The sequence below is a fragment of the Lentzea rhizosphaerae genome (assembly GCF_042649515.1).
GTDB classification, from domain to species: domain Bacteria; phylum Actinomycetota; class Actinomycetes; order Mycobacteriales; family Pseudonocardiaceae; genus Lentzea; species Lentzea aerocolonigenes.
This window is the reverse complement of the sequence record NZ_JBHRZI010000031.1, coordinates 80825-93891: the sequence shown is the minus strand read 5'-3', so window position 1 is coordinate 93891 and position 13067 is coordinate 80825. Positions and strand designations below refer to the sequence as shown.

The following is a 13067-nucleotide window of genomic DNA, read 5'->3' as shown; positions in this document are numbered from 1 at the left end:
CCAAGCGCCCGCGCCCCTCAGGAACGGGTCTCCGCTTCCGCCTTCCTCGCCGCCGAGAGACGTGACACCACGAAGAACACCACTGCCGCAGCTGCCAGGCCCAGCACGACCTTCGAGCCGATGCCGACGTACTGCTCGACCAGGTGCCAGTTGTCCCCGAGCAAGTACCCCGCCAGGATCAGCGCCGTGTTCCACAGCAGGCTGCCGGCTGCCGTGTAGGCGAGGAACGGGGCCATTCGCATGCGCTCGATGCCGGCCGGGATCGAGATCAGGCTGCGGAACACCGGGATCATGCGGCCGAAGAAGACCGCGCGGTAGCCGTTGCGCAGGAACCAGGCCTCGGTCTTGTCCACATCGGACAGGCGGACCAGGGGCATGCGTGCGGCGATTCGGCGGACTCGGTCTCGGCCCAGCACGGCGCCGATCCAGTACAGGACCAGTGCGCCCGCCACTGAGCCCGCGGTGGTCCAGAGGATGGCGTCCAGCAGCGACATCTTGCCCTGGGCCGCGGTGAAACCGGCCAGGGGCAGGAAGAACTCGCTCGGCAGCGGTGGGAAGAGGTTCTCCAGCGCGATCGCCAGCGCCGCTCCGGGTGCGCCGGCCACGTGCATCAGGTCGGTTACCCAGTCGACCAGGTTCATGGGATCCAAGGTACGGATGGGGAACTGAGAGGACAGTGGTGTGGGCCGTAAAGCCGGGGTGGGGAAAACCCCACCCCGGCCACACCAGAAAACCATCAGGAACAGCGAATCCTTGCGTCGGCCCAAGAAGCGTGGTCGTTCTGAACACCGTCGCCGCCATCTGAGACGCGCAGGGTGAGAGTCCTCACGCCGGTCACGTCCACGGCCAGGTCGCGCGCCGCCGCACGCACGCCGAGCAACCCGGAGTCCGCCAGCACCACGCCGTCGCCGAGCACCTGAAACGCCACCGTGCCGCCCACGCGTTGCCTTGCCACGTCCAGGCCCGCCTCGTCGTCGACGCCCACCGACGCGGCGAAACCCGTGCAGCGGGCGTCCAGTGCGTAGGTGATCTCGGACGAGGCGTGTGTGCCGAGGCCCTTGCCGTAGGTCACGCGGCGCAGAGCTATGCCACGGCCGTCGAGCGCCGCGGTGCCGCCGTTCGAGATGTCCTTCTCCACCGGGCCGTCACCGCCGACAGCGGACACCCACGGCCGGTCGCTCAGGTACGACCACGAGTCGGACAGCGGCCGGACCAGGTGCACCCGTGCGGTCTGCTCCGACTCCACGCCACCGTTGAACGTCGCGACGACCGGGATGTCGAAGTAGCCGTAGGACGTGGGCGCGGCAGGCGGGACGACGGTCCACGTGCCCGACAACGCCTGTCCGGGGCGCACGGAACGCGACGTGACCGGAGCGCCGGACACCGACCAGCCCGCCGGCACGCGTGGCGCCAGCGTCACGTTCCGCACGTCCTCCCGGACCTGGAACAACCCCGTCACCGAGAACCCACGCGCAGAAGCCGTCACCGACGTCGAAGGCACCGCACGCACGGGTCGTTCGCACGACGAGCCACGGCAGGCGATGGCCGCGAAACCGCCGTTGGCCGCCACGTCCAGCGTCAGCGCGTCCCCGGCCCGGACGGTGCGCACCTCGCGCACGAGCCCGGCGGGACCGTCCCTGGTGATCTCCACCCGCCACCGGCCCGCAGGCAGGTCGAACGGCACGGACACGGTGCGCGCGGCACCGGAGTACCCGCCGCCGACGAACCACCGGTCGCCCGACCGCCGGGCGAACACCGAGTGGTCCGCCGGACGGCCCGACAACAGGCGCGTCTCGTCCCACGCGGTCGGCACCTGGTCGATGAAGCGTTCGGCGACGGGACGCGCGGCGTAGTCCTCCGGCCGTCCGGCCAGGTTCGCGAGACCCGACTCGTAGATCACGGTCAGCGCGAGCTCGTGCGCGTCGGAGGTGGTGCGTGACGGGCGGTGCCAGGCCAACGGCGTGTAGTCCATGCCTCCGACGACACCGCGCGTGAACGGCAATGCGGTCAGATGAGTTCCTGTCAGGCCAGAGGACTTCTCACCGCCATGTACGGCTTCCATCGTCATGACGTGTGGCCATGTGCGGTGAATGCCGTGCGGGATCGTCGAGCCGTGGAAGTTCACCAACAACTTGTGCGCGGCGGTCTCCGCGAGGATGCGGTCGTACCAGCGGTAGCGGTCCTGCCCGTCGGAGTCCATGAAGTCGATCTTCACGCCCGCGATGCCCCACTTCTCGAACAACGCGAGCCGCGTAGCGCTCTCCGCGGGAGTGTCGAGCTCGTCGTAGTGGATCCAGAGATGGATCTTCACGCCGCGAGCGCGCGCGTACGACACCAGCTGGGGAACCCACGACGTCTGCTCCCACGTCGGGTCGTAGTCCCAGTTCGGGTCGAAGTACCAACCGGCGTCCACCAGCGCGTACGGCCAGCCGTGCTGCGCCGCGTAGTCCACGTACCGCTTCTGCATCGTGAGGCTCTGGCCTGCCTCGCGGCCACCGGCGAGCCAGCTCCAGAACACCTTGCCGGGCTTGATCCACGACGTGTCGCGCACCTTCGAACGCGGCGCCAGGTCGTCCACGAGGGTCGACGTGGAGACGTCCGCCAACGAGCCGACGACGGCTGTGCGCCACGGTGACTGCCACGGGCCGTCCACGGCCACCTGCTCGTCCCAGTACTTGATCGCGTACGCCGGTGAGCCGGCGGTGTGCACGAGCCGCGCACCCGAGTGCCGACCATCCACAGCGGACTCGGTCAGCAGCGCGTACACGCCGCTGGAAGTCTCGAACAGCGCCGGATGCAGGTACTCGGCCGTCTCCGCCGTGAGAGCGTTCATCTGCACGAACGGGTTCTCGTAGTCACGCCGGTACTTCGCGATCCACGCCGTCGCAGCGGCCGGAACGACGAACGCCGACGTCTCTCGCAGCACGTTGCCCAAGCCCGCAGGCAGCTCGTACCGGTACGCGACACCATCCGTCGCCGTGCGCACGACCACGTCCAGACGGGCCGCACCGGCGAACGAGTAGCGCTCCTCCTTGTGGGCCACTGTCCGCTGCCGCTGCTTGCCCGACGACGCGGTGTAGTGCTCGACCACACGCCGCTCGGTCCGCCCGGTCAGGCGCAGACCTGTGGAAAGATCCGCTCTTTCCGTCACCACGCCCAACGGGCTCGGCTCCAGCACCGTGGTGCCGCCCCGCGTCACCGACAGCGTCGGAACGCCGTTCGAGACCGCCACCACGGCCTTGGGTATTACGCTAGTTTCTTGTGCTGCTACGGGAATTGTGAAGCCTGCCGTCAGTGCGACGGCGAGCAACCCCGACGCGCGCCACCGCACGGTGGACAACCGCATGTCCAGTCCTCCAAGACCTCGGTCGCGGCGGCGACACATCCGATGTATACGCGCTCGAGCGCCTTTGGTCCACAGGTGATCGGAAAGGCCTTTCTGCAGGTGTAATCGTTTGACTACGATCCGTGCGATGGCCGACCAGGTGGGGACGTGTGCGACCTGCGGCGTCGCGACCTCCAGACGCAGACAAGTGCGGTACTGCTCGAACGCCTGCCGTCAGCGCGCTTACCGGCAACGCGCGAGTGAACCCGTTACGGCACTGGACAGTTTCATCGGCCGTGACGACGAGCTGGACCGTCTCGGCAATCTCCGCGACGCCCGCGTGCTCACGCTCGTCGGGCCCGCCGGCGTGGGGAAGAGCAGGCTGGCCAAGGAGTTCGCGACAGGGGCGGTGCGGGTCGAGCTCTCGCCGGAATCGGATGTCGTCCAGGCGTGCGCGACGGCGCTCGGCGTGATCCCCGCGTTGAGCGCCCTGGTGCGCGCGCTGACGGGCCGGACGGCGGTTCTGGTGCTGGACAACTGCGAGCACGTCACCGCGGACTGTGCGGCGCTGCTGGAGCCGTTGCTGCTCGGCTGTCCCGGCGTCCGGGTGATCGCGACGAGCCGGGAGCCGCTGCGGGTGCCGGGCGAGGTGTTGTTCACGGTCCAGCCGTTGCCCCTGGAACACGCCGTGGACCTGTTCGCCGACCGCGCCCGCGCCAACCAGCTCGGCCTGCGCCTGGACGACCCGGACGTGCTCGCCGCGCTGTGCCTGCGCCTGGACCGGCTGCCGCTGGCGATCGAGCTCGCCGCCAGGCTCGTGACGGTGCTGCCGGTCGCGGAGCTGCTGGCCCGCCTGGACGACCGCCTGGAGCTGCTCAACCGCGGCAACCGCACCGCCGCCGAACGCCACCGGAGCCTGCGCGCCGCGATCGGCTGGAGCTACGACCGCCTCAGCGCCGACGAGCAGCACGTCTTCCGGTGCCTCTCGGCGTTCCCGAGCTTCGGGCTCGACCTCGCGGTGGCGGCCTGCGACCTGCCGGCGGACCGGGTGCTGGCCGTGCTGTCGGCGTTGGTGACCAAGTCGCTGCTGACGACGTCCGGCGGAAGCTTCGAGCAGCTGGAGTCCGTGCGGCTCTACGGTCGCGAACGGCTCGCCGAGCAGGGGAGCGGCTGAGTGGAAGGGCCGGGTCGTGGCGTGGATGGCTGAGTGGGAGGGCCGGGTCGTGGCGTGGATGGCTGAGTGGAAGGACCGGGTCGTGGTGCTGGACCGCTGAACGCAAGCCCGGCTCGGGGGTCCGGGGGCGCAGCCCGCCGGGTGGGGTGTGGGGGCTTCGCCCCCCACAAGACACGACGAGCGACCTGGGCGAATGGTCTCCATGAGCACACTCCGCCCAGTCGCGAGTGAGGTCGGGGGGACTCGAACCCCCACTGGCTGGGACCTAAACCCAGTGCCTCTGCCAATTGGGCTACGACCCCTCGCGTGGAAGCCTATCGGCCCATCATGTACTCGCTCTCTCGGGGCGCACGTGGGTCGCTCGAAGCCGAACACCTGGCCGTCCACTACGGTTGCGGGCAGAACCGCTGCTAGGAGGACATGTGGCTCGCGATCCCGACACCATCCAGCGCGAGATCGAACAGGCTCGCACCGCGCTGGCCGCCACCCTGGACGAGCTCAGCGAGCGCGCGAACCCGCAGAAGCTCGTCGAGCAGGGCAAGTCGTCCGTGCTCGACGTGCTGAGCCAGCCCAAGGTGAAGTACACGCTGATCGCGGTCGGCGCAGTGGTCGGCTTCGCGCTGGTCCGCAAGCTCTTCCGCTAGGACACCTGCACCAACGGCAACAGGACCTGCTCGACGACCTTCTCCACGAACGGCTCGTCGAGCGGGTCGCCGGTGAGCATCAGGCGGTAGATCAGCGCCGCGCCCGCGATCTCGACGGCCATGCCGCGCGGGGCGTCGGCGCGCAGCTCGCCCCGTTCGGCGGCGCGGTCGAGGATGCCGCGGAGCACGTCGCGTTGCGAGATCAGGAACGTCTCGCGGAACGCCGCCGCCAGCTCCGGCTCGTGCGGCAGCTCGCCCACCAGTGCCTGAGCCGCCTTGCCGATCGGTCCTGAGAGGAACGCGGCGAACGACGAGAGGAACTCGCGGAGGTCGCCGGCCAGTGAGCCGGTGTCCGGTGCCGCGAGGTTCTGCGTGGCGAGCTGGGTGCACGTGTCGATCACCAGATCGAGCTTCGACTCCCAGCGCCGGTAGATCGTTGCTTTGCCCGCCCTCGCGCGGGCCGCCACGGCGTCCATGGTGAGGGCCCGGTACCCGACCTCGGCCATCACCTCGAGCGCTGCCTGACGTAATGCGTCGTCCCTGCTGGCGTCGCGAGGACGGCCCCGCTGGGGGACCCTGCCCTCGTTGAACGCCGTTGTCGACACGGCCATGCCACCTCCTCGTACAAGGGCACGGCTCGTGCGTCGTCTCCCCGCCCCTTTGGCGGGACATCCTAGGCGTCTTACCCACATCGCAGGGTGAGCAGCACCCGGTTGTTGCTTCGTGTTGCGGTTGGTTGGGTCTTGCGCGATGTGGTCCAGAACTCCTACCTTTCCCAGTTGTCTGGACCAAGCTGCACCGCCGCGCAGCAGGACGTGAGTTGTCGTCATGCGCGGACGGGGAGCGGGAAATGGTCTTTGGCAGACGGGGTTTCATCGGCGGGACGACGGCGGCGGTGCTGCTCGCCCAGACGGGTGTGGCGACCGGGAAAGAGGCCGGGCCATCGGATGTCTTCGCGTGCGACGGCATGTCGGAAGACGCGTGGAAAGATTTCGTCGGGGCGCAGGATCTCGTTTGGCAGAGGCCTCCGACCCAGTACGGGCAGGCTCCGTTCCTCGGTGACGGACGGCTCGGCAGCGTCGTGTACGCCGAGGGCAGCACCGTCAGGTTCACCGTGCAGCACGCCGACGTCCAAGATCACCGCACGACCGGCGGTAGCCAGTACGGCGTGTGCAGACTGCCTGTCGGCAACCTCAAGCTGACCGCCGCCGGCACCGTCACGGCCGTCGACTGGCGCCTCGACCTGTGGAACGCGGAGCTGCGTGGAACCGTGACCACGACCTTGGGCGTCATCTCGTTCGCCGCCTACGTCCACTCCACCCGCTCGGTGCTGTCGGTGCAGGTCACCGCGTCGGGCACGGAGAAGCCGGTGCTGGAGTTCGTGCCGTCCAAGGCGATCCCGCCCCGCGCGGACTTCAACCCGCTGCCCGACGGGTACGTGCTCAACCCGGATCCCGTGACGAAAGCCGACGGCCGGGAGACGCTGGTGACGCAGGCCCTGAACGCGGGCGGCCAGACGGCAACCGCTTTCCGGCTCACCACGACCGGCCGCACCCAGCTGCTGCTGCTCTCGGTCGCGCACACCTATCCCGAGGCCGCAGCGGACAAGATCGTTCTCACCGCCGTGCGCGAGGCCGCGGGCGCGCAGCTGACCAGGTCACACCGGAAGTGGTGGAACGCCTTCTACCGGAAGAGCTTCCTGTCGTTCGGCGACCAGCGGCTCCAGTCGTTCTACTGGATCCAGCTCTACAAGGTCGCGTCCGGCTCCCGCGCCGGCAGCCCGGTCATGGCGACGACCGGCCCGTGGCTCGAGAAGACGCCGTGGGCCGCGGCCTGGTGGAACCTCAACGTGCAGCTCGAGTACTGGCTGATCCACGGCTCGAACCACCTGGAACTCGACTCGATCACCAGCACCCTGAAGGACAACCAGGACCAGCTCGTCCGCAACGTCAAGGAGCAGTACCGCCACGACTCGGCGGGCGTCGGCCGCAGCACCGACCGCACCACGTCCAACATCGGCACGTTGTACGAGCCGGGCAGCGGCGGCACCGGCGTGAAGGAGCTCGGCAACCTCACGTGGGCCCTGCACAACGTCTGGCTGTCGTACCGGCACAGCATGGATCCCAAGATCCTTTCCGACGTCGTGTTCCCGCTGCTGCGCCGGTCGATCAACTACTACCTGCACTTCCTCAAGAAGGGCAACGACGGCAAGCTCCACCTCGACGTCACCACCTCGCCCGAGTACGGCGACGCCCCCGACTGCAACTACGACCTGCAGCTCATCCGGTGGGGCTGCCAGACGCTGGTCGACTCCGCGAAGCTGCTGAAGATCAACGATCCGCTGGAACCGAAGTGGCAGGAGGTGTTGAGGGACCTCACGCCGTACCCGGTCGACGAGAACGGGTTCATGATCGGCGCCGGTGTGCCGTTCGTGAACTCGCACCGGCACTTCTCGCACCTGCTCGCGACGTTCCCGCTGATGACGGTCAACTGGGAGCAGCAGGAGAACCGCGCGTTGATCGAGAAGTCGTTGCACCACTGGATGTCGCTGGAGCCCGCGCACCGCGGCTACAGCTACTCCGGGTCCGGTTCGATCGCCGCACGCATGTTCCGCGGCGACGAGGCCTACGGCTACTTCGTGAAGATGTTCGACACGACCAAGCGCTACCCGGTCCTCGAGAACACCATGTACACCGAGGCCGGACCGGTCGTGGAGACTCCGCTGTCCGGCGCGCAGACGATCCACGACTTCGTCTGCCAGAGCTGGGGCGGCATCGTGCGCGTGTTCCCCGCCGTGCCCTCCGCGTGGCCCGACGTGATGATCGCCGACCACTCCTGTGAAGGCGGCTTCTCCGTCACGGCGAAGCGCACGAAGGGCAAGACCGAGTTCGTGCTCGTCCGCAGCCGCGCGGGGGAGCCGCTGGTGCTGCGGCACGGCATCACGGGCCCGGTGTCCGTGGTGAGCCCGGTCCGGTACCACGACCGCGGCGACGGGACGCTGGAGATCCCGTTGCGCCGCGGGCAGGAAGTCCTGGTGCACCCCAGGGGCCGCCGCCCCGACCTGGCCGTCCGGCCGGTCGCCATCACGACCCCCGGCAAGCCGTGGGGTCTTCCCGCGTGATGTTCGGAAAGGAGAGCCCCATGCGCACCCTCGCTCTGGCCGTGCTGTCCACAGTGGTCAGTTCTGTCCTGGTCGTGCCTGCCGCACAGGCGTTACCGGACGGCCTGGCCCTCACTCCACCGATGGGCTTCAACAACTGGAACGCCACCCACTGCCGTGCCGACTTCAACGAGGCGATGGTCAAGGGCATCGCCGACATCTTCGTGAACCGCGGACTCAAGGACGCGGGCTACGAGTACGTCAACATCGACGACTGCTGGGCCGAGAAGTCCCGTGACGCCAACGGCAAACTCGTCCCCAACAAGACCAGATTCCCGAACGGCATCAAGGCCGTCGCGGACTACGTGCACTCCAAGGGCCTGAAGTTCGGCATCTACACCAGCGCCGGCACCAAGACCTGCAACAAGGACAACGGTTTTCCCGGCGGCCTGGACCACGAGGAGTCCGACGCCCAGCAGTTCGCGTCGTGGGGTGTCGACTACCTGAAGTACGACAACTGCAACAACCAGGGCGTCGACGCCAAGCAGCGCTACCGCAAGATGCGCGACGCGTTGAAGAAGACCGGCCGTCCGATCGTCTTCTCGTTGTGCGAGTGGGGCCAGAACAAGCCGTGGGAGTGGGCTTCCGACACCGGGCACCTCTGGCGCACCACCGGTGACATCAACGACACGTGGCCGCGCACGATGGACATCTACGAGAAGAACGTCGTCCTGGACGCCTACGCCGGTCCTGGTCACTGGAACGACCCCGACATGCTCGAGGTCGGCAACGGCAAGATGTCCGCGACCCAGTACCGCAGCCACTTCTCGCTGTGGGCGATCATGGCCGCACCGCTGCTGATCGGCTCCGACCTGCGCAAGGTCAGCCAGGACACGTTCACGATCCTGGAGAACAAAGACGTCATCGCGATCGACCAGGACAAGCTCGGCAAGCAGGGCAAGCGCATCAGGACCACCGGCAAGACCGGCGTCGACGTGATCGTGAAGCCGCTGGCGAACGGTGACAAGGCCGTGGCGCTGTTCAACAAGTCCGGCTCCACGCAGACGATCTCGACCTCGCTCTCGGAGATCGGCATGTCCGGACCGGCCACGCTGAAGGACCTGTGGACCAAGTCCACGCGCACCACGACCGGCGCGATCTCGGCGTCCGTCCCGTCGCTCGCGACCGTGATCTACCGGGTGTCCAAGGGGGACGGTGGCCCGCGGCCGACCCCGCCCGCCGGCACGACCGACCTGTCCGCGTTCGAGGCCACGTCGTCCACGAACGGCTGGGGACCCGTCGAGATCGACAAATCCGTCGGCAGCCAGGCGGCGGGTGACGGCAAGACCCTGACGATCAACGGCACCACGCACCAGAAGGGTTTCGGCGCGCACGCGGCCTCGACCATCGAGTTCTACCTCGGCAGGAAGTGCTCCTCGTTCACTGTGGACACCGGCGTCGACGACGAGGTGGCCGCGGGCAGAGGATCGGTGGTCTTCCAGGTGTTCGCGGACGAGACGAAGGTCGCGGATTCCGGACGGCTGACCGGAACCGATCCCGCGAAGAAGCTGACCGCGTCACTGAGCGGAGCCGAGAACCTGCGGTTGGTCATCACCGACGCCGGTGACGGCATCAATTCCGACCACGGTGACTGGGCGTCTCCGCGGATCACCTGTTCGTGACGCGTTTTTCGAGGCGGTCTGTGGGTAAGCGGTGTAACGCAGCTCACAGGCCGTCCTATATCTCGGGCATGAAAGCAACCCGGCTCCTTCCTGCCCTCGCCGCAGCCGCCGCGTTGGTGCTGGCCCCCGGTCTGGGGCTCGCCGATCCCGGCAACGGCAAGGGGAACGGGATAACGAACAACCCACAGGTCCCACCGGCGCAGTCCACCCAGGACACTTCCGTGCCGCAGCCACCGTCCAACGCGGACTTCAGCGGCAACGGGGCGAACGTCAGCGGCCCGTACGACTCGACGCGCGACGGGTCGCCGTCGCTGAACGGCAACGGCGGCGGTGAGGCCGTCGGCAAGCCGTGCGCGGGCTGCGTGGGCAAGGCGGACAACAAGAACCCGCAGGGCCAGATGCCGGGCGGCTCGGACGCGAACAAGGGCTACGAGTGCGACGCCAACCACGGCATCGGCCGCTCGAACCCGGCGCACACGGGGTGCAAGCCCGGTGAGACGACGCCGCCGACCACGCCGCCGTCGACCCCGCCCAGCACCCCGCCGAAGAACCCTCCGTCGACCAGGACCGAGGTTCCGCCGCCACCTGGTGGAGGCGCACCTCAGGCGCCTGAGGCGCAGGCGGCCTCCGCTGACGAGCTGGCGTTCACCGGCTTCGACGTGCTGCCGCTCGGCCTCGGTGGTCTCGCCCTGCTCGGTGCGGGCGGCGCGACCGTTCTCATGGCGCGGCGGACCCGGAAGTCCTGACGCGAGCGACGGCGAGCTGGGTCATGTACCCCTTGGTGACCCGGCCGCCGTATCGCGTGTCGACGAGCTGTCGGATGTCCGCGATCAGCTGGTCGCGGGCCGGCAGCGCGATGTGGTTCGAGTACGTGAGGAGCAGGTCCGCGTACGCCTCGGTGTCGTAGGCCTGCTCCCACTCGTACCGGTGAAGTCCGGTTCGCCGAAGAGGTCGCTCTCGTCGAACTCGCGCGGGATCTCGGCAGTGGGGGAGAGCCTCAGGCCGGGCGGAGTGGCCGGGTCCCAGCGCTCGTAGATCTCCTGAACGTCCACGAAGAACTGTTCGGTGCCACCGGCGACGTGGTGGGTGGAGATCACGGCCAGCGCGCCACCGGGCCGCAGTGCCGCGGCGCACCGGGCCATCCGGGTGGCAGGGTCGAGCCAGTGGAACGCCGTCGCGGACACCACGAGGTCGAACCGTTCGGCGGGCAGCGGCCACTCGTCGAAGTCTGCGACGACCACCTGCGCCGCGGGTGCGTGCGAACGGGCGACGGCGGCCAGTTCCGGGCTGAGCTCCACCGCCGTCATGTCGCCGAGGTGAGTCAGCGGCAGCGTGGCCTGGCCGGTGCCCGGGCCGATCTCCAGGATCCGCCTTGGGCTGATGGCGTCTGCAAGTACCACCAACTCGCTGTTGGTGGTACTTGCAGACGCCAAGTGCCGCCACCCACGGCCAACAACCCGACGATAGGCGGGTACAAACGATGCACCGTCGGTGGTGGGGTGCATCCGTGAAGTCATCTTCTGCATCTGTGCGTGTCAAGCGCGCGGCGCTCGTGAGTGCGCTCGTGCTCGGCACCGTTGTTTCCGGCCTGGGCACGGCATCAGCCCAGACGGAGTCCTCCTCCGTCAAGCCCGCTGCCTGGGGGCAGTGCGCGGCAGACGTTCTCGCCGGTCTTCCCGCCAGCGTCACGCCCGAGGAGCGTGCGCGGCTCACGTGTGCCGTCCAGGAAGTGCCGATCGACCACTCGCGGCCGCGCGGTGAGAAGACCGGCATCGCGATGATGAAGCGCCCGGCGAACGACCCGTCGCGCAAGATCGGCTCGATCTTCCTCAACCCCGGTGGTCCCGGTGGTTCCGGCCTGCTGCGCGGCGCCGTGTCGAAGAACTACTTCGGGGCGTCGGTGCTCGACCGGTTCGACGTCATCGGCTTCGACCCGCGCGGTGTGGCCCGCAGCGCGCCGCTGCGCTGCTTCCGCACGCAGGAGGAGTCCGACGCGGTGAACGCGGGCTGGTCCAGCCTGCCCATCACCAAGGAGGAGATCGGCAACACCATCCGTTCGGCCAAGGCCTACACGGACTACTGCAAGATCAACGCCGGTCCGCTGCTGAACTTCATGTCGACAGAGGCCGTCGTGCGCGATCTCGACATGATGCGTGAGGCCGTCGGCGACAAGCAGCTGAACTTCGTCGGCTTCTCGTACGGCACGCTGATCGGCTCGACGTACGTGAACATCTTCCCGCAGAAGTCGCGCGCGATCGTGATCGACGGCAACGTCGACCCGCGGCTGCGCCTGACCAACGGTGCGGAGTACGACCGTCAGCGCACCCAGGGCTTCGAGATCGCGCTGGACGCGATGCTGAAGCGCTGCGACAGCGCGGGTCCGGCGAAGTGCGCGTTCGCCGGCAACGCCCGCCAGAAGTTCGAGGACATGAAGAAGGCCCTGGCCAAGGGCCCGGTCACGTTGCCGAACGGCACCAAGGTGACGCTGGCCGACGTGATCGGCCGCGTGGCCGGTGACCTGTACACGGTGGCGCGCATCAACACCCTGGTGCCGTGGCTGCAGAGCGTGCACGCCGCGCTGAACCCGACCGCTGCCGCCTTCAGCGTTCAGTCCGTTGTGGACCTTCCGGCGCCGTTGAACAACGGCGGTGGCCGCATGGACGTCGACCCGCTGGCCGACACCCCGTACACCGCTGACGACTCGTACTTCGCGGTCAACTGCACGGACAAGCCGTTCGCCCGCACCAACCGCTTCTGGGAGCAGACGGCGACCAAGTGGGAGAAGGAGTCGCCGACGTTCGGCCGCTACCAGGCCGCCTCGGACCTGCTGGCGTGCCCGACGTGGCCGACCCGCAACCCGGACCGCTGGATCGGGCCGTGGAACCGCAAGACCGCGAACCCGGTCGTCGTGGTGGGCAACTACTACGACCCCGCGACGCAGTACCTGTTCTCGCAGCGCATGGCCAAGCAGCTCGGCAACGCGCGCCTGATCAGCGTCGACTCGTTCGGCCACTGCATCCTGGGCCGCTCGGCCGGCGCGGACGCCGTCGTGGCGAAGTACCTGGTGGATCTGGTCGCTCCGGCTGAGGGCCAGGTGTTCCAGCCGAACGTGCAGCCGTTCGCCTGATCTGGTCGCGGAGCG

At 68.5% G+C, this 13067-nt stretch carries 10 protein-coding genes and 1 tRNA gene; 6 read left to right on the top strand and 5 right to left on the bottom strand.

The annotated features are described in order from the left end of the window. Positions 1–17: 17 nt before the first annotated feature. Both ACFOWZ_RS36070 and ACFOWZ_RS36065 read right to left on the bottom strand, forming a co-directional pair. Entirely contained in the window at positions 18–641 is a 624-nt protein-coding gene (locus tag ACFOWZ_RS36070; protein ID WP_382378417.1) for a DedA family protein, read from the bottom strand. A 95-nt stretch (positions 642–736) separates the two neighbouring features. Continuing rightward, on the bottom strand, positions 737–3232 hold the full coding sequence (locus ACFOWZ_RS36065) for a glycoside hydrolase family 97 catalytic domain-containing protein (RefSeq protein ID WP_382378416.1): 2496 nt from the start codon (positions 3230–3232) through the stop codon (positions 737–739). Positions 3233–3473: 241 nt separating this feature from the next. On the opposite strand from ACFOWZ_RS36065, the gene ACFOWZ_RS36060 reads away from it, so the two are divergent. After that, positions 3474–4499, top strand: a complete 1026-nt coding sequence (locus ACFOWZ_RS36060; RefSeq protein ID WP_382378415.1) for an ATP-binding protein — start codon at positions 3474–3476, stop codon at positions 4497–4499. Between the two features lie 228 nt (positions 4500–4727). Here ACFOWZ_RS36060 and ACFOWZ_RS36055 read toward each other — a convergent pair. Continuing rightward, positions 4728–4801 (bottom strand) — tRNA-Leu (locus ACFOWZ_RS36055). 120 nt (positions 4802–4921) lie between these two features. On the opposite strand from ACFOWZ_RS36055, the gene ACFOWZ_RS36050 reads away from it, so the two are divergent. Next, on the top strand, positions 4922–5143 hold the full coding sequence (locus ACFOWZ_RS36050; protein WP_030469566.1) for a DUF3618 domain-containing protein: 222 nt from the start codon (positions 4922–4924) through the stop codon (positions 5141–5143). Here ACFOWZ_RS36050 and ACFOWZ_RS36045 read toward each other — a convergent pair. Beyond that, positions 5140–5754 (bottom strand): TetR/AcrR family transcriptional regulator, encoded by a 615-nt coding sequence (locus ACFOWZ_RS36045; RefSeq protein ID WP_236703953.1) that lies wholly within the window; start codon positions 5752–5754, stop codon positions 5140–5142. The genes ACFOWZ_RS36050 and ACFOWZ_RS36045 overlap by 4 nt on opposite strands. A 239-nt stretch (positions 5755–5993) precedes the next feature. Between ACFOWZ_RS36045 and ACFOWZ_RS36040 the strand changes: the two genes are divergently transcribed. The 3 genes from ACFOWZ_RS36040 (at position 5994) to ACFOWZ_RS36030 (ending at position 10671) form a co-directional block, all read left to right on the top strand. Further along, positions 5994–8264, top strand: coding sequence for a glycosyl hydrolase family 95 catalytic domain-containing protein (locus ACFOWZ_RS36040; protein ID WP_382378414.1), 2271 nt, complete (start codon positions 5994–5996; stop codon positions 8262–8264). 20 nt (positions 8265–8284) lie between these two features. Next, positions 8285–9925, top strand: a complete 1641-nt coding sequence (locus tag ACFOWZ_RS36035) for an NPCBM/NEW2 domain-containing protein (protein WP_382378413.1) — start codon at positions 8285–8287, stop codon at positions 9923–9925. A 68-nt stretch (positions 9926–9993) separates the two neighbouring features. Next, positions 9994–10671 carry a hypothetical protein gene (locus tag ACFOWZ_RS36030; RefSeq protein WP_382378412.1) on the top strand — a complete coding sequence of 226 codons (678 nt, stop codon included), beginning with the start codon at positions 9994–9996 and terminating at the stop codon, positions 10669–10671. A gap of 84 nt (positions 10672–10755) precedes the next feature. On the opposite strand, the gene ACFOWZ_RS36025 is transcribed toward ACFOWZ_RS36030, so the two are convergent. Then, the gene (locus ACFOWZ_RS36025; protein ID WP_382378535.1) at positions 10756–11325 is read right to left on the bottom strand and encodes a class I SAM-dependent methyltransferase; all 570 of its coding nucleotides are present in this window, start codon (positions 11323–11325) and stop codon (positions 10756–10758) included. Between the two features lie 128 nt (positions 11326–11453). Between ACFOWZ_RS36025 and ACFOWZ_RS36020 the strand changes: the two genes are divergently transcribed. Continuing rightward, positions 11454–13052, top strand: a complete 1599-nt coding sequence (locus tag ACFOWZ_RS36020; protein WP_382378411.1) for an alpha/beta hydrolase — start codon at positions 11454–11456, stop codon at positions 13050–13052. Positions 13053–13067: the final 15 nt, after the last annotated feature.

Excerpts from the sequence above, each read along its gene's own strand:
- ACFOWZ_RS36030 (WP_382378412.1), top strand. The coding sequence starts at position 9,994 with ATGAAAGCAACCCGGCTCCTTCCTGCCCTCGCCGCAGCCGCCGCGTTG.
- ACFOWZ_RS36035 (WP_382378413.1), top strand. The coding sequence starts at position 8,285 with ATGCGCACCCTCGCTCTGGCCGTGCTGTCCACAGTGGTCAGTTCTGTC.
- ACFOWZ_RS36045 (WP_236703953.1), bottom strand. The coding sequence starts at position 5,754 with ATGGCCGTGTCGACAACGGCGTTCAACGAGGGCAGGGTCCCCCAGCGG.
- ACFOWZ_RS36040 (WP_382378414.1), top strand. The coding sequence starts at position 5,994 with ATGGTCTTTGGCAGACGGGGTTTCATCGGCGGGACGACGGCGGCGGTG.
- ACFOWZ_RS36060 (WP_382378415.1), top strand. The coding sequence starts at position 3,474 with ATGGCCGACCAGGTGGGGACGTGTGCGACCTGCGGCGTCGCGACCTCC.
- ACFOWZ_RS36070 (WP_382378417.1), bottom strand. The coding sequence starts at position 641 with ATGAACCTGGTCGACTGGGTAACCGACCTGATGCACGTGGCCGGCGCA.